Genomic DNA, 15577 nt, shown 5'->3' on the forward strand with positions numbered 1-15577 from the left:
GGATGCAGACGACATTCACGGAAAAGCAGCTGCAGAACCCGGCAATCCAGCGTTCGAACGAAATCCTGCGCAACTGCGTGCATTGCGGATTCTGCACTGCCACCTGCCCGACCTATCAGGTGCTGGGCGATGAGTTGGACAGCCCGCGTGGGCGTATCTACCTGATCAAGGATATGCTGGAAAACGAGCGTGTCCCGGACGAGAAAACGGTTAAGCATATCGACCGTTGCCTATCCTGTCTGGCCTGCATGACGACCTGTCCCTCGGGCGTGCATTACATGCATCTGGTCGACCATGCGCGGGAATATATCGAGGCCAATTACAAGCGCCCCTTCACCGATCGCGCCTTGCGCTGGGTGTTGGCGCAGGTTCTGCCCTATCCGATGCGATTCCGCTGGGCGCTGATCGGGGCCAAGCTGGGTCGCCCGTTTCGCTTCCTGATGCCGGATGCCCGGCTGCGGGCGATGCTGGAGATGGCGCCGAAACATATCCCGCCGGTCAGTCGCAACGACGACCCGCAGAGCTTCGCGCCCAAGGGGCCGCGTATCAAACGGGTGGCGCTGATGACGGGATGTGCGCAAAAGGCGCTGAACACCGATATCAACGACGCGACGATCCGCCTGCTGACGCGGCTGGGATGCGAGGTCGTGGTGGCCGAAGGCGCCGGGTGCTGTGGCGCGCTGACCCATCACATGGGGAAAGTGCAGGACAGTCACAAGGCGGCAGAGGCCAATATCAGAGCCTGGGTTGCCGAGATGGACAAAAGCGGTCTAGACGCGATCGTCATCAATACCTCGGGCTGCGGCACCACCGTCAAGGATTATGGGCATATGTTCCGCGATGGTCCTCTGGCCGAGGATGCGGTCCGGGTGTCGGGCATCGCGATGGATATCAGCGAGCTGCTGATGCAGCTGGATATGCCCAAAGGTGCCCGCAAGGACATGGTTGTCGCCTATCACGCGGCCTGTTCTCTGCAGCACGGGCAGAAGATCAAAACCCATCCCAAGGATCTGCTGAAAAGGGCCGGCTTTTCAGTGTTAGAGCCTGTTGATAGCCATCTGTGCTGCGGCAGCGCGGGAACATACAACCTGATGCAGCCTGAAATCTCTGGCCAGTTGAAGCAGCGCAAGGTCAGAACGCTCGAGGCGAAAAACCCCGATGTGATCGCCGCGGGTAATATCGGCTGCATGATGCAGATCGGATCGGGCACGGATGTTCCGGTTCTGCACGCGGTTGAGCTGTTGGACTGGGCGACCGGAGGTCCCAAGCCGCAAGCCCTGCAAGCGGCCACCGTGCCAGAGGTCCCGATCCTCAGGTAAGCGCGGATGATGCAGCGGTGCATCAGGTTCCGGAGGAAACCGCGCCCGGCGCTACCGCCCTATTTTCGCCCCACCCGGGCCGTAGGAAGGTAAGCCAACAGCAACGCCGGAGAACCGCTTGCGAAACTGGATCAGGGCAATCGCGCTGGCATTGACACCGATGGCCGCCATGGCGCAGGACAGCGGGCTGAAAAGCCTGGACACCACCGATGCCGGGCGGGCGTGGATGGCTGTGGGCCGTCTGGACATCAGCGGTGCGGGCTTCTGCACCGGAACGCTGATTTCACCGACTTTGGTCCTGACCGCCGCCCATTGCCTGTTTGACAAGTCGACGGGCCGACGGATCGATCTGTCCGAGGTCGAGTTTCTGGCCGCGTGGCGTCTGGGTCGGGCCTCGGCCTACCGAGCGGCCCGGCAGGCGGTGATTCATCCGGAATACCGTTACAGCCACGAAACCCCGACAGCCCGGCTGGGCAATGACATCGCCCTGATCGAGCTATGGCAACCCATACGCAATACCACCGTGATTCCATTTGAAACTGGCGACCGGCCGCGCCGGGGCGCCGAGGTGGGCGTGGTGTCCTATGCGCGGGACCGGGCCGAGGCCCCGTCCCTGCAAGAGGTCTGCTCGGTCATGACCCGCCGGTCCGACGTGCTGGTGATGTCCTGCGATGTCGAGTTCGGCTCATCCGGTGCGCCGGTCTTTTCCTTCGAAGGCGACCGCCCACGCATCGTGTCGGTGGTGGCCGCCAAGGCAGAACTCAATGGTCAGCGGGTCTCGGTCGGCACCGCGGTCGAGGGATCGTTGCCGCTGTTGCAGGCTGAATTGTCGGCCGGTCGCGGATTTCTTGCCGCCACACCCAATGGCACGGGCAACAGGAACATAGGCGCGAGGTTCATCAAGCCATGACACGATACCTGCTGAGAGCCCTTTTGTGCCTGTCAGTCCTGTCGACCGCGTCCCATGCACAAAGCAGCAAGCGCGAACTGACTGACCGCGAGGACTTGTTTGGCTGGGAAGCCATCGGTCGGCTGGACATCGGCAAGCACGGATTCTGTACGGGCACGCTGATTGCGCAAGATCTGGTCCTGACGGCCGCCCATTGCGCGATCGACGAGGATACGGGCAAGACCTATGCCCCGGGCGAGGTGACATTCCGGGCCGGGCTGAGCTATGGCAAATCGCTGGCCGACCGCAAGGTTGTTCAGATCGTGGCGCATCCGGATTACCTCAACCACCCCGAACTTTCCGCTGCGGCCGTGCGGGCAGATGTCGCCCTGATGCGTTTGGAACAGCCTATTCCCTATACCGTGGCCGATCCATTTGTGCTCTACAACGGCGGCGTGGCAGGAAATGAGGTCAGTATTGCCTCATATGGGCGCGGCCGGTCCGAGGCGATCACGCGGGAACGGTCCTGTCAAATTCTGCAGCGGCGGCAGGGGCTGATCACGTTCAACTGTGACATTACCTTCGGGTCATCCGGTTCGGCGTTGCTGGCGCGAAAAGGTCCGCGCTGGCAAATTCTATCGGTTGTTTCCGCGGTTGGAACCGACGGGCGACAGAAGGTCGGTTTCGGGATGGAACTGACTGGAATCGTTTCGGAACTCAAGGCCGACATGCGCCGGGATGCGCCAAAACCCAAAGCCACGATCCGTCGGTTGCAGGTGGGATCGGGCAAGTCCAGTTCGGGCGCGAAATTCATCTCCTCCGGCGGGTCTTGAACTCGGTCAAAATGCTCCCCATGTGAACTGTACCGGGTCGCCACAAACGGGGCTCGGTATATTGAACCGCCCGTCCGAACGGAGGGCTAAACACAGATCGCTCAGACATGAGGATATGAAACATGCGTACGTTTGATTTTGCACCGCTGCACCGCGCCACCATTGGGTTCGACCAGATCGCCGACATGATGGACCGCGTTCTGACCAATGACGTGGCTCAGCCCAGCTATCCGCCATACAACATCGAAAAAACCGATGCCGACACCTATCGCATCTCGGTCGCTGTCGCCGGTTTTTCGGAAGATGACCTGTCGGTCGAAATGAAGGAAAACGCGCTGATCGTCGCCGGCAAAAAGGCCGCCGAAGACAAAGAGCGCAGCTACCTGCACCGCGGCATCGCCACCCGCGCGTTCGAGCGCCGCTTTGCGCTGGCCGATCACGTGCGCGTCACCGGCGCGAGCCATGAGAACGGTATGCTGAACATCGACCTGAAGCGCGAAGTGCCCGAGGCTCTGAAACCGCGCCGGATCGAGATTTCTTCGGCCAAGGCCATCGAAAAGGACGTGGTCGACGCCAAAGCCGTGAACTGAGGCCGTTGACCAACAGGCGACAGTCCCGCCTCTCTGGGCTGTCGCAGACTGCACGCCCCGCGCACCTCCAGGCGCGGGGCGTTGTTTATTGCGGCAGAAAGCGTCCGCTTTGCACAACAAAACTGACGTTTTAGATGCAAGAAAGATGTTGGCCTTTTTCTACGGCTCAGGTGCGCGTCCTACGCGGATTACACCTTCATCTGCATTTCGGACAAAATACTGCACCAGATTTCCGCTCGGACCAAACAGCAGTGCCTTATCTCCGAAAAGACCGGAACCGCCAAACCGGGCAGTGACGGTTTTTGTTTCAGGTCCGGGAATATCATTTGCCTCGGTACGCTGCCCGCCTGCTTCGCAGCTGACGTAGGTGATCAGAGCCCTACCGGATGAGTCGATGGGGACATCCATTTTTGTCGGCGTTGCAAACGATTTGTCAAAACCGGGCCCGCGTACCGTGCAATTTGCGGCAATCTGTACGCCGTTGTCCTCAGCGCTGAAGGCAATCGCGCGTGTTTTGACTGCGGCTGGCGTTGACGCGACATCCAAAGGTTCTGTCTCAGGAGAAGTCGGACCCGTTGTAGTGTTGCATGCGGCCAGTGCAAGGCAGCCAAAAAGAAAGAGAGAGCGCATTAATTAATCCATTTCCAATGCTTTAGAGATGACTAATACGGTGTGATCCCAGAGTTCAAGGTCGATTTTGCCCATACTGGAAACCGTTCTGAAACCCAAAAAACCCCACGCAGTTCTTACGCGGGGTTTTTCGCACGAAAGGACAAAACTCAGTTCCCGGCTGTCACCGATCCGATCGACCAGAACATCGTTTCGCCCGAGGCATCGTCGACGCCGTCATTGTCGGTCATCACGAACGCCTCGCCCGAGGGCAGGATGGCCAGACCCTCGATCTTGTCCAGAACATAGCCTCCGGTTGAGGTCAGGTCGGGCAGCAGGTCGCGGACCTCTTGCTTGCTGACCACGGGTAGCGGACCGCCCAGCGGAGCTGGGGTCATTTCGGACAACGGAATACGGTAGATCTTCTTAGTCACCGCGCGGTGATCATGCTGGTTGTCGCGCTCGATGACATATACAAAATCACCAAAGGCCACGATTTCCGACAGACCGACCCAGCCTTTTTCCGGGTCCGCCTTGGGATAGTGCACGGCGCCCCATTCCTTGGTCTCAAGATTATAGGCGACCAGTTTCACGTGGTTCTTGGGGTCGTCCTTCCATTCGCGCTGAACGGCCATCCAAAGGGTGTCGCCGACCTTGGTGATGCCTTCGAACCCAAAGCGTTTCTCAACCGCCATCAGTTCCGGCGGCAGGCCGATCTCGCCTTTGCGGTCTTTGATCTTGCCCTCGGTCGAGACGTGGTAGATCGCGTGCGGGATAACGCGGTCGGTGCGACCTTCGGAGGCGACGTAGAAGCCACCCTTGCCGTCCAGCGTGATGCCTTCCAGATCCAGTTTTTGCGCCGGGTTGCCGTCCTGACGGTGGATGCGGATCACGTCCACGATGCGGGCGGGCTGCTGGCTGGGGTCGATCTTGAAGATCGACGGCTGGAAGCCGTAGAAGCTGTCGTTGACCGCGTAGATCATGCCGTCCTCATCCGCGACCAGACCGGACAGGGCACCCCATCCGATCAGCTCATCCGCGCCTGCGGAGGTCAGATGAGGATAGGTGGCGGGGGCGTCCTGATACTCGAAGATCGACACATGCGCGCGGGGGCCGCCATCCTCGATCAGGTCTTTCTCGTTGGCCGAAACCAGCAGGTTACGCTCGGGGATTGCCACATAACCTTCCGGGCCAACACCCGAGGGCAGCAGCTGTTTCAGCACCGGGTTCGCCGGATCAGTAGCGTCATAGACACCCACGATCGAGGCGCGCTCGGCGCCCACAAAGATCATCGGTGTGCCACCGAAGGTGGCTGCGGTCACGCTTTCGGGCTCAACCCCTTTGCTGTCCGAGCGTTTGTCAGGGTAGTGGCCGATCTGGATGATGGCCTTTTCGAAATCGGTGCCGTTTTCGTAAACAACGGTGCCGTCCTTGTGAAATACCGTCCAGCCGCGCGAGCCACCCTGGTAGTCGCCTTCGTTGGCGGTGGCGAAATGGTTGTCGTCGATCCATTTTACCGCGTCCGGCTCGCGCAGGCGGCCCGGTTGGCTTTCGGTGAAGATCAGCGCGCCGCGCTCATCGGTGGCGTCGATGCCCTCCAGATCCACCGCGCCCGCCGAGAAATGGCTGACCACGTTGCCGTCTTTGTCGACGACCGCGATGTGGTTGTTTTCCTGCAGAGTGACGACAGTTTCGCCCAGACTATTGATATCCACGAACTCGGGTTCGGGGTCGGTTGGGGCAACGTCTGCCAGACCTGTAAGCGAGGCCATTTTCATACCTGCGCAATCCAGTGCGCCGTCTTTCAGCGGCACCAGAGCCAGCGACCCGGCGGGCAGCTGCGGGATTATGCCGTCGTTCAGGTCTTCGTCACGTTCATTCTCGATGGCGACGGCGACAAAGCTTCCATCCGGAGCGATGGCGACGCTGTCGGGCTGGCCGCCCAAGTCACAGGCCCCGGTTTCCGCCTTGCTCGCGATATCGGCAGAGATCAGCTTGCCCGACGGTGCGGTATAGCTTTCGGATGTATTGACACCCACAAAGGCCGTCGCGCCAAGGATCCCCACGGATGTCGGCTCACCACCCACGTCCATCGTACCCAAAGGTGCCGGGTTCGCAGGATTGGTTATGTCAACCATGCCGATCACGCCCAGCGGGCTGTCGGTGTAGACCAGCGTCATTCCATCCGCAGTCGCAGCGATAATCTCGGGCGACGTCTCATGGGTGGTATCGGCCCCTTCGGCCATGTTCTTGACGACCGGGAAGGACGCAATTCGGTTGAAGTTCATCTCTGCCGTGGCCTGACCGGCGGTCAGGGCAAGGGCAGATGTCAGGCAGACAAGGCGCAATGACATCGGTAGGTATCCCCTTCTTACTTGGATGCGAGAGGGATGACCGCCGTTGATTGCGCTTTTGTGACGGTTGTGATTCAGTTTGATGACAAGCGCATTAAGAATGGCCACCGCCCGAAAGCGGTGGCCGGATCGGATCAGACCGACATGCAGATGTATTTCATCTCAAGATAATCTTCCATGCCGTGATGGCTGCCTTCGCGGCCCAGGCCGGACTGTTTGACGCCGCCGAACGGCCCAAGCTCGGTCGAGATGATGCCGGTGTTCACGCCGACGATCCCATATTCCAGCGCCTCGGCCACCTTGTAGACGCGGCTCAGGTCCTTGGCATAGAAGTACGAGGCCAGACCAAAGATCGTGTCATTGGCCATCGCGATAACGTCATCTTCGTCCTCGAATTTGAACAGCGGGGCCAGCGGGCCAAAGGTTTCGTCCTGTGCGACCATCATGTCCTGAGTCACACCGGTTACGATGGTGGGCTGGAAGAAGGTGCCACCCAGATCATGTGGCAGCCCGCCGGTCAGAACCGCGCCGCCCTTTTCGGTGACGTCCTTGATGTGTTCCTCAACCTTGGCGACCGCATCGGCGTTGATCAACGGACCGGTGGTGGTACCGGAGGTCAGGCCGTCGCCGACTTTCAACGCTTCGACCGCGGCTTTCAGCTTGGCTGCGAATGCGTCGTAGACACCCGCCTGCACGTAAATCCGGTTGGCGCAGACACAAGTCTGGCCGTTGTTGCGGAACTTGCACAGCATCGCGCCTTCGACGGCGGCATCCAGATCGGCGTCGTCGAACACGATGAACGGCGCGTTGCCACCCAACTCCATCGAGCACTTCATGACCTGATCGGCGGCTTGGCGCAGCAGGATGCGTCCCACCTCGGTCGATCCGGTGAAGGTCAGTTTGCGCACACCCGGGTTTTCGCAGAATTCCTTGCCGATCTCGCTGGCGCGCGACGACGGCACGACGTTGAACACACCCGCTGGGATGCCGGCCTTTTCGGCCAGAAGGCCAAGAACCAGCGCGGACAGCGGTGTTTCGGCCGCAGGGCGGGCAACAAAGGTACAACCTGCGGCCAGAGCAGGCCCAGCCTTGCGGGTGATCATCGCGTTGGGGAAGTTCCACGGCGTGATCGAGGCCGCCACGCCAATGGGCTGTTTCAGAACCGTTATCCGCTTGTCGCGCTGATGGCCGGGGATGGTTTCGCCGTAAACGCGTTTGGCCTCTTCGCCGAAGAACTCGATGAAAGACGCGCCATAGCCGATCTCGCCAACAGCTTCGGCCAACGGTTTGCCCTGTTCGGCGGTCAGGATTTTGCCCAGATCCTCGGCGTTTTCCATCATCAGGTCGTACCAGCGGCGCAGGATCACGGCGCGTTCTTTGCCGGTCAGCTTGGCCCATTCCTTCTGCGCTGCTTCGGCCTGAGCAATGGCCCCGGCCACCTGCGCGCGGCTGACATCGGCGACCTCGGCTACCACATCACCGCGGGCGGGGTTGGTCACCGCAAAGGTACCATTGTCGCCATCCACCCACTGGCCGCCGATATAGGCTTTGGTCACCAGCAGATCGGGATTCTTCAGGATCGATTTCAGGTCGGTTGTTGCGTCCAGCATAGGTCAGCCTCCGGCAGGAATATTGTTCACGCGCACCCAATCAGGTGGGCTTCGGATTGTCTATGTCCACTGTGCCCCGCGGATCAATCCAGATTTGATCAAAAGGCCGGAATTGCAGATGTTCAACACATCGCAACCGGCGGCATCATGGCGCTATCTTTTTTGTGATGAGTTTGCCAAAGTCTGCATGATTTTTGGACCCGAGGGGATGTAAATGAGCATAACATTCCCTATCTTATTGGGTAAACGAACAAAAAAAGGGGATAGTGCAGATGTCGAACCACCAATTTGACGCCTTGATCGAAGAGACTCAGACCAAAGTCCGGGAAAGCCAATCGCAGATTGAAAGCCTGACCAGCCGGATCGAGGCTGCGCGCGCCAAGATTGGCACGGCCGAGGCGGACATCGACATCGAAAATGCCACGCTCGAAGATGTACACGCCCATACCGAGGTGATGAACGCCAATATCGCCGAGCTGATCATGGGTCTGGACGACGTCACCAGCGCCTTTTCCAAGGATTTCGACGAAATGCGCTCGAAATCCGGGTGGGAGACGTTTGTCGGCATCTTCTCCAAGGGTAAATCCGAGTCGATGCGGCAGGAGCGGATGCGCACCGCCAATATCGACGATAAACTGCAGGACTTGATCGCCAAATCCGACGTGATCGTGAAGCTACTGGAAGGCCAGCTGTCCGTGTTGGAAGAACAGCGCGTGAAAGTCGAGGACAACCTGACCGGCACGCTGGACGACCGCGAGGCCACCGTGGCCGAGCTGGAGGCTCTGCGCGCCGAGATTCAGGGCATGGACCCGGCTATTATTACGCTGGAAAACAAGATAAGCGTCGAACAGGACGCCGCCGCGCGCACTCAGCTGGAAACCGAACTGGCCGAGCTTAACAAGCAATACAACGCCAAGGTTCAGGAAGAGCAGGTCAAGCTGGCCAAAAGCCAGACGCTGGAGCGCTATATCGAAAAGGGCAAGACCTGGGTCGATTCACTGCAAAACCAGGCGGCAACGCAAATGGTGCTGATCAACAAGCTGCAGACAGACACCCAGCAGCGCGTTGTGCTGTACGATGCCCTGACCAAATCGCTGAAAACCGCGCAGCAGCAAGATGTGGCCCACCGCATCAATGAGATCGGCGTGCAGACCGACCAAGAAGCGCAAACCGCCATGGCCGCCATCGGCACCGCGACAAACCAGAAGATGGCTGACATGCTAGAGGCACACGAAGACCACATGGTCTTTGCGCGCGACGTGCTGGAGAAAAAGGCCAAGGCGGATGAACGCTTTGCCCGCCGGTTTGCCTCGATTGTCGAGAAGCATGATAAGAACCTGTATGGCGGATGAAGCTATCTGAGTTCAGGATAATTGGGTTGCCCAGATCAGTTCCTGAGTGGGTTTTCCAAATGGTCATCGTTACGCTGATCGTACTGGCCGTTATTTGGATGTGGCCCGAAACAACGGCTAAGTGGGTTGGAACTTATTCCGCCGTATGCGTGGGTAGCCTCGCCAACTTGTACATCTTGGTCAGAAAGAACAAAAAATCAGAAGAACGCCCAGAGGATGACTAACCCCACCCAAGATCATGTCGGCCTGACCGACACCTTCGCTTCGCGCCGCTATTTTCGAAAATTCGAGGTGATCACCGTCCACCTCCTGCGTGTGGCCGCGACGATGGAGGCTGAGGGCGCGATCTCGAAACAAGAGGTGCGGATCGTGTCGCGTTACCTCTCGGGGCTGCTCTACACCTTCCGTGCGCTTTCCATGAAATACCTGCTGGTCGGGCGCGATACGGGGCGGTTCTTTGGCAGTCTCGCCATGGACAAACGCGACAGTGGGTTCCCAGTTGCGGCCGAGCTGCTGACCATGGCCAATGACGCGCAGCAGGCGCAGGTGCATTTGGCGAATATGCCGTCCGAGGACGACCTGAAAACCGACATGGTCCGCACGATCATTGGCGACCGGGAAATCCCCACCAAGCTGCAATTCGCGCTGTCCCAAAGGCTCTATTACGAGGAATTGCTGAAGGGTCAGCTGTTCTGGGCGCGCAACGATCCCGAGTGCCACTGGATTGGAAATGAGGGGGATCGGCGCAAGTTCATGGTCCATTGGGCGGTCTATGACAGCCAGATCAACCTGCCGGTCATCTACCTGATGCAGCTAGAGGACAGCGGCAAAACCGCCCTGCCCAAGGACCAACGTCGCTGGCCCGAAGTGCAGGCGCATCTGATGGCGCAGTCCTTGGGTGGCCTGAAACTGGTGACCATCGCCAAGGGGTTTGATCAGGATTTCGACGGCCTGCACCCAAAGCATCTGCGTCGCATCCACGTGGGCCCGATGTATTCCTCGGCCTATACCGAGCAATCCGGTCCCCTGCGACAGGTGTTGGAGGACGCGCAATCTCCGCAGGGGCAGGACTGGGCGCTGGCCTGGACCACGGAAGAGCTGGAAAGCGAAGAGGTGATCGAAGAACGCGCCGGGTGGTTCTCGACCGTCGAACGCGAAGTCTTTGCGCTGGACCCGTTTGGTGGGCAGGGGGCCGAGACCGGGGCCACGCGGACGCAACGATCCATCATCCTGCCCCAGCGCCCGTTTCAGGTTCTGGCCGAACGTAACCCGCCGGGTTTTGCCGATGTGCGCAAGTTCGTCGTCAGCAAGACCGGACAGGTGTTGAGATATTGAAGACAGCAAAGGCGATTTTGAAATGAGTTTGACGTCAGATCAGATGGAATTGCGCGAAGAAGACATTCGCAAACACTATCCGGCTGCGACCGCCTTGCTGAACGGGTTCGAACACGCCCCGCGGATTGCCAAACCCGTCGAGGCCACCATTGAACGGTCCCCGGGCGTGTCTACTGGGCGTCGATTCCGATCCACCACACCGGGGCTTGTGACCCGTCGCACCGTGCGGGCGGATGGGGTGCATCTGGTCGAACGGATCGAAGCCTCGGATGAGGGCGATGCGTTGGTCTCGCCGCCTCAGGCCACCACGCAACAGGCGATACGACGTGCCATCGCAATCGCTCTGGCCGTGGCCGAGGCTTATGCGGAACAGACGCCGCTGGCCGATCTGAAACGCGCCAATCTCGCCGGTGACCTGCCCGCCGCCCGTAAGACCGAGTTCTCGGAATTGCTGACAGCTGAGGCTCTGATCACGTCGCATACCTTCGGCAATGCGCTGGCCTATCTGATGTCCTCACACTTGGGCGAGACCACCGTCGATATCGGCGAGATCGAAGAGGTCTTGACCGACAATGGCCAACTCGCCCTGCACGGCGCGCTGTGGGAGTTGGACCAAACGCTAGCCAAACACGCCCCTGACGACGCGCACCTAATCGCGGCCACAAGCGCCTATGCTGAACAGCTAATGGAAAAGGCGGCCCTGCGTGCGCAGTCCGCTGGTCATCTGGCCCCGTTCCAGAACGCCGCATGGCATATCGAGGCTGATGATCTGACGATCCGGGGGTTCGAACCCGCCTCCAAAGCCAAATCCACCACCCTGACCATGACGTTCAAGAAGCCGAACGAGGTGGTCGGCAACCATATCGCCAAGTATCAGGCCATGAAGCTGGCCAAGATGGTGATGGCCTATGACTTCGACCGCCGCTTGAACCCGTTTGCGGAACTCGGCGGGTTCATCTTTACCTTCATGGGGGATGGCAAACCGGGCACCGGTAAGACTACCTTGATCCAGATGATGGCCGGTCTGATCAACGACTATTGCCAGAACGCGGGTTATCCGTTCCGCTATCAGAACCTGAGCACCGACAATATCGACAGCTATCAGGGCAAATCCGGCCAGAACGCGAAGGCCTTTATCAACACGATCATCGACCCTTCGGTCATCGGTTTCGGCACTATCGACGATATCGACCAACTGGCGGGCAAACGCGGTGACCGGCAGTCGTCAGCCGGGCAGTTGGAAATCACCGCCGTGCTGATGGAGAGCTTTGCGGGCGCCAATACCGTCGTGCGCGGCAACTGCACCTTTGGCATGTTCTCGAACTACCCCGAGAATGTGGACGACGCCCTGCGTCAGCGGGCAGGCGCGCGGTTCCTGGTGGACGGGCCGCAGACACGCGAGGATTACATCGACATCCTGCACCTGCTAATGGGCCGCAACCACGACATTCCGCTGGGCGAGCACGAAGCCTATGCTGCGCAGGAGATCAAGAAGGCCGTCGCCGCCAGTTTCGAAAGCCATTCCCGCCCGCATGAGGATGCCTTGCTGCAGGTCTATGACCGGGTGTCCGGCGATATCGGCCAGATGGACACGATCGCCAAGCTGGGCACCTACCTCAAGGCGATCCAGCAGGCGGATGAGCGGTTCACCGGCCGCGCGATCAAGAACATCACCGACGCGGTCAAGGTCCGCGCGATGGATTTCGAACTGCCCGACGAATGGATGGAGAACCCCGACCTGTTCCTGTTCCGCGACTACGACACCAAGAAAGCCATGATCGAGGACCTGCGCCAGCCAATCACGGTTGAGATGGTGATGCAAGAGATCAACCGCTACGCCGACAGCGAGTTCCGCTATGCCGACAAGAGCGACGAGGTCGCCATCGAAAACGCGGTGCGTGAGATGGGCCGGATGGAAGAGGCCAAGCGGCGGTTCAGAAAGGAACTGGAATGAATGATGTTCTACCGCTTATTGCGTATTACTCTTTGAGTGTCGCGATTTCGGCGGTCGTGGGTTGGCACGCTGGAAAGCTCCGTTTGAAGAGAGACGAACACACCGGCATGGGAGCGGTATTCGTAAGTTTGTTACTTGTATTCATTGTGGTGCCAATTGGGCCTGCGATTCTGTCATCAATACTATCGGATGGGTTCGGTAGCGTTCCGTTTTTACTGAAATTTTGGGGCTGGCTCCTTCTTCTTTCTACCGGTTCTGAAGGAGGGTCCGAATTCCTACTACTTCTCGTGGTTTCGAGTGTTGTAGTCTGCTTGTTGAACCACGCCCTAGGGCGTCGTGCGGCAGCTGAAGGCATTGACTCGATGCGAGAAACTCAAAGCCGAATAAACGCTCAGAAAAGCCATCTGGAAAAAGCGCGCACGCGGCATTCATTGAAGGATGGTCTGAAATGATCCGCCTCATCGAAAAAGGCCTGATGTTCGGCAACCTCGTCCACATCTCCAGCCCGGCTCTGGTCGAGCGGTATAACCGCGCGCTGCAGCATCTGGCAGGCAAGACCACGGCGCTGACGGATTTCCATGTCGATATCTCCGGCTATTCGCCGGAGGTGGGGATTGAGTTGGAGGACGACCTCTACCTCAACCCCAACGGGGTCAACCGGCAGTTCATTCTGCTGACGACCGAGCAGAAACGCGCGCCTCTGCTGAACGTCAAATTCTCGACCTCGCGCGATATCCTGCGCGAATTCATCGAGATGAACGAGGCGCAGCTGTTCGCCCTGACCGCCACCGACGCGGTGGCCGGAGAGCTGGTGAACTCGGTCTTCAAACTCACCACGCCGCGCGACCTGCTGAACCTGCGCAAGATCGAGATCGAGGCCGACACGGTCGGTGGCACCCTGCGCAAGGCCGAGCAACTGGCAGGCATGGTCGAACGCTTCAAGTCCGAAGAGGACGCCTGGTTCGACGATGTGCTGATCGCCAGGATGATCGAGACCGCCAAGGAAACCGGCGACGTCACTCGCAACCCCGTCCACCTGCGCCACACCGCGTTTGAGCAGCGCAGTTTCTGGACGGCGCATTTCGGCGGGCTCTACCTTTTCCCCGATCTGGATGATCCGGCGGCGATTTGCATGGGCGACCGACCCGATGACATGCCAATCGACCAGGTGTTTGACCCTGCGCAACGGCATCGGATTGCAACCTTCCTGAACGACAACGACCTTGTCGAGACGATCGTCGAGGCGCGCGGTGTGAACTCTGCCGCCGTCCTGCAGCAGAAGATGGACTTTCTGACCGTACACGCCGCCGCCGACGCGGGTGTCGACCTGACCGGGCTGGACCGCAGCGATATGCGGCGTCTGGCGCGAAACCATGCCGACCGTCTGCCCGAGGCCTTTCACGGACTTTCCCAATTGCTGCGTTGGGCCAGCGAAGGCGGGCCGTGGCCGCGCATCACTTCGGACCATCCGGCATATTTCTACACCCTGCGCGCGGCGGAAACGCCGAACCGTGATCTGGTCAACATGTTGCTGGCCGAGCTGGCCCCACTGGACCCGCGCCAGATGTTCATCTGCCATAAGGAATTGTTCTACAGCACCTATTCCACCTGGCCCGAGGCTAAGAAAGCCTATGTTGCCGACTTTCTGGAACGCGAGTATCAGGTGGACAAAGCAGGCGCCCGCGCCGCGCTGTTCGGCCATGAACCGGACATGAGCGGCACCGACCGGATCAGCGATGACATCATCGCGCGCGTCGGACCCTGGGGTGCTGTTGGGAGAAACTGAATGATCGTCGCAATCCGTTTTCTGATTCCACTGCTGATCATTTTGACGGTGATCTATGTCGGACTGTCGATCTATTCCCGACTGGTGCGGCGGCGCAAGCTGATTGCGCATTGGGAAAAGAAAGGGCTGACCGGGGATCGCGACGCCTTTGTCGCGCGAGGATTGAAGAAATACGACAGCTCCTTTCGCAGGAAACTGCTGCTGGGCGTCTATGTCGTTCCGCTTGGGGCAATAGCCCTGCTGATCTATATTACGAATTTTATGTGAGGGCCGGATAGATGGTCTATGTCAAATGGGCGTTCATCATAGTTTTCTGGGGCTTGGTCGCCGCAGTGTTGGAATACACCCTGCCGCAGCAGGATGTGGTGCGGATCGTGAAGACCGAGGTTCGGCGCGTCGATTTTGGTGAGAACTCGATTTTCTGGGCGCAGCAGGATACCGGTCAGGAAGGGGCGCAAACCACCAACCGCGATGTGCGCTTCGTCGAGACCTTCCGCCCCAACGGCAAGCCGCGCGTTTATCGGAACGAGGATACCGGCTGGGGATGGCCGCCCTATTTCAAGCTCGACAGTTCGAATCTGCAGGCGGAGCTGACCAATCTCGTGTCGACAGCCGCGGATCCTCAATGGGTGGTGATACGCCATTATGGCTGGCGCAATCAGCTTATGTCGATCTTTCCCAATGTGGTTTCGGTCCGTCCGGTGGACAGCCCGGATGTGCGGCTGATCCCATGGTTCAACATCATCTTTCTGACGGTTTTCTTTGCCGTCGTCTGGGCGATCTGGGTGCGCTGGCGCAGGTTCCGGCAGCGCCGCATCGACCCGATGCTCGAAAACGTCGAAGACAGCTTCTACGCGGCGAGTGATGCGATTGAAGAAAAGCACACCGGGTTCCGCCGTTGGCTGGACAGCTGGAAATCAAAATGACGATGGTGCAACAAGTCTGA

Annotated in this window: 13 protein-coding genes; 11 read left to right on the forward strand and 2 right to left on the reverse strand. The window is 59.3% G+C overall.

All coding sequences use genetic code 11. The annotated features are described in order from the left end of the window. The first annotated feature begins 2 nt into the window (after window positions 1-2). From glcF to ACR1XY_RS14920, 4 genes are all read left to right on the forward strand, one after another. Complete coding sequence (glcF, locus tag ACR1XY_RS14905; protein WP_480594406.1) at window positions 3-1319, forward strand: glycolate oxidase subunit GlcF; 1317 nt, start codon at window positions 3-5, stop codon at window positions 1317-1319. A 118-nt stretch (window positions 1320-1437) separates the two neighbouring features. Beyond that, on the forward strand, window positions 1438-2229 hold the full coding sequence (locus ACR1XY_RS14910) for a trypsin-like serine peptidase (RefSeq protein ID WP_480594407.1): 792 nt from the start codon (window positions 1438-1440) through the stop codon (window positions 2227-2229). Next, window positions 2226-3041: a trypsin-like serine peptidase gene (locus ACR1XY_RS14915; protein ID WP_480594408.1), complete on the forward strand. Its 816-nt coding sequence runs from the start codon at window positions 2226-2228 to the stop codon at window positions 3039-3041. The genes ACR1XY_RS14910 and ACR1XY_RS14915 overlap by 4 nt, the downstream gene beginning before the upstream one ends. Before the next feature lie 122 nt (window positions 3042-3163). Continuing rightward, window positions 3164-3631, forward strand: coding sequence for an Hsp20 family protein (locus ACR1XY_RS14920; protein WP_170405897.1), 468 nt, complete (start codon window positions 3164-3166; stop codon window positions 3629-3631). 779 nt (window positions 3632-4410) lie between these two features. On the opposite strand, the gene ACR1XY_RS14925 is transcribed toward ACR1XY_RS14920, so the two are convergent. Further along, window positions 4411-6594 carry an esterase-like activity of phytase family protein gene (locus tag ACR1XY_RS14925; protein WP_480594409.1) on the reverse strand — a complete coding sequence of 728 codons (2184 nt, stop codon included), beginning with the start codon at window positions 6592-6594 and terminating at the stop codon, window positions 4411-4413. A gap of 134 nt (window positions 6595-6728) precedes the next feature. Next, window positions 6729-8204 (reverse strand): NAD-dependent succinate-semialdehyde dehydrogenase, encoded by a 1476-nt coding sequence (locus tag ACR1XY_RS14930; protein WP_480594410.1) that lies wholly within the window; start codon window positions 8202-8204, stop codon window positions 6729-6731. 272 nt (window positions 8205-8476) lie between these two features. Between ACR1XY_RS14930 and ACR1XY_RS14935 the strand changes: the two genes are divergently transcribed. From ACR1XY_RS14935 to ACR1XY_RS14965, 7 genes are all read left to right on the forward strand, one after another. Then, window positions 8477-9556 (forward strand): hypothetical protein, encoded by a 1080-nt coding sequence (locus tag ACR1XY_RS14935; protein ID WP_480594411.1) that lies wholly within the window; start codon window positions 8477-8479, stop codon window positions 9554-9556. A gap of 216 nt (window positions 9557-9772) precedes the next feature. Next, window positions 9773-10891: a hypothetical protein gene (locus tag ACR1XY_RS14940; RefSeq protein WP_480594412.1), complete on the forward strand. Its 1119-nt coding sequence runs from the start codon at window positions 9773-9775 to the stop codon at window positions 10889-10891. 22 nt (window positions 10892-10913) lie between these two features. Further along, window positions 10914-12845, forward strand: a complete 1932-nt coding sequence (locus ACR1XY_RS14945) for an AAA family ATPase (protein ID WP_480594413.1) — start codon at window positions 10914-10916, stop codon at window positions 12843-12845. Next, window positions 12842-13297 carry a hypothetical protein gene (locus tag ACR1XY_RS14950; RefSeq protein ID WP_480594414.1) on the forward strand — a complete coding sequence of 152 codons (456 nt, stop codon included), beginning with the start codon at window positions 12842-12844 and terminating at the stop codon, window positions 13295-13297. The genes ACR1XY_RS14945 and ACR1XY_RS14950 overlap by 4 nt, the downstream gene beginning before the upstream one ends. After that, on the forward strand, window positions 13294-14631 hold the full coding sequence (locus tag ACR1XY_RS14955; protein WP_480594415.1) for a DUF6638 family protein: 1338 nt from the start codon (window positions 13294-13296) through the stop codon (window positions 14629-14631). The genes ACR1XY_RS14950 and ACR1XY_RS14955 overlap by 4 nt, the downstream gene beginning before the upstream one ends. Further along, entirely contained in the window at window positions 14632-14898 is a 267-nt protein-coding gene (locus ACR1XY_RS14960) for a hypothetical protein (RefSeq protein WP_480594416.1), read from the forward strand. It begins immediately after the preceding gene. 11 nt (window positions 14899-14909) lie between these two features. Further along, window positions 14910-15557 (forward strand): DUF1523 family protein, encoded by a 648-nt coding sequence (locus ACR1XY_RS14965; RefSeq protein ID WP_480594417.1) that lies wholly within the window; start codon window positions 14910-14912, stop codon window positions 15555-15557. Window positions 15558-15577: the final 20 nt, after the last annotated feature.

It is taken from the genome of Ruegeria sp. AD11(2025) (genome assembly GCF_056542405.1).

Coding starts and splice junctions, on each gene's coding strand:
- ACR1XY_RS14955 (WP_480594415.1), top strand. CDS start 13,294: ATGATCCGCCTCATCGAAAAAGGCCTGATGTTCGGCAACCTCGTCCAC.
- ACR1XY_RS14940 (WP_480594412.1), top strand. CDS start 9,773: ATGACTAACCCCACCCAAGATCATGTCGGCCTGACCGACACCTTCGCT.
- ACR1XY_RS14930 (WP_480594410.1), bottom strand. CDS start 8,204: ATGCTGGACGCAACAACCGACCTGAAATCGATCCTGAAGAATCCCGAT.
- ACR1XY_RS14915 (WP_480594408.1), top strand. CDS start 2,226: ATGACACGATACCTGCTGAGAGCCCTTTTGTGCCTGTCAGTCCTGTCG.
- ACR1XY_RS14960 (WP_480594416.1), top strand. CDS start 14,632: ATGATCGTCGCAATCCGTTTTCTGATTCCACTGCTGATCATTTTGACG.
- ACR1XY_RS14945 (WP_480594413.1), top strand. CDS start 10,914: ATGAGTTTGACGTCAGATCAGATGGAATTGCGCGAAGAAGACATTCGC.
- ACR1XY_RS14920 (WP_170405897.1), top strand. CDS start 3,164: ATGCGTACGTTTGATTTTGCACCGCTGCACCGCGCCACCATTGGGTTC.
- ACR1XY_RS14935 (WP_480594411.1), top strand. CDS start 8,477: ATGTCGAACCACCAATTTGACGCCTTGATCGAAGAGACTCAGACCAAA.
- ACR1XY_RS14965 (WP_480594417.1), top strand. CDS start 14,910: ATGGTCTATGTCAAATGGGCGTTCATCATAGTTTTCTGGGGCTTGGTC.
- ACR1XY_RS14950 (WP_480594414.1), top strand. CDS start 12,842: ATGAATGATGTTCTACCGCTTATTGCGTATTACTCTTTGAGTGTCGCG.
- ACR1XY_RS14925 (WP_480594409.1), bottom strand. CDS start 6,594: ATGTCATTGCGCCTTGTCTGCCTGACATCTGCCCTTGCCCTGACCGCC.
- glcF (WP_480594406.1), top strand. CDS start 3: ATGCAGACGACATTCACGGAAAAGCAGCTGCAGAACCCGGCAATCCAG.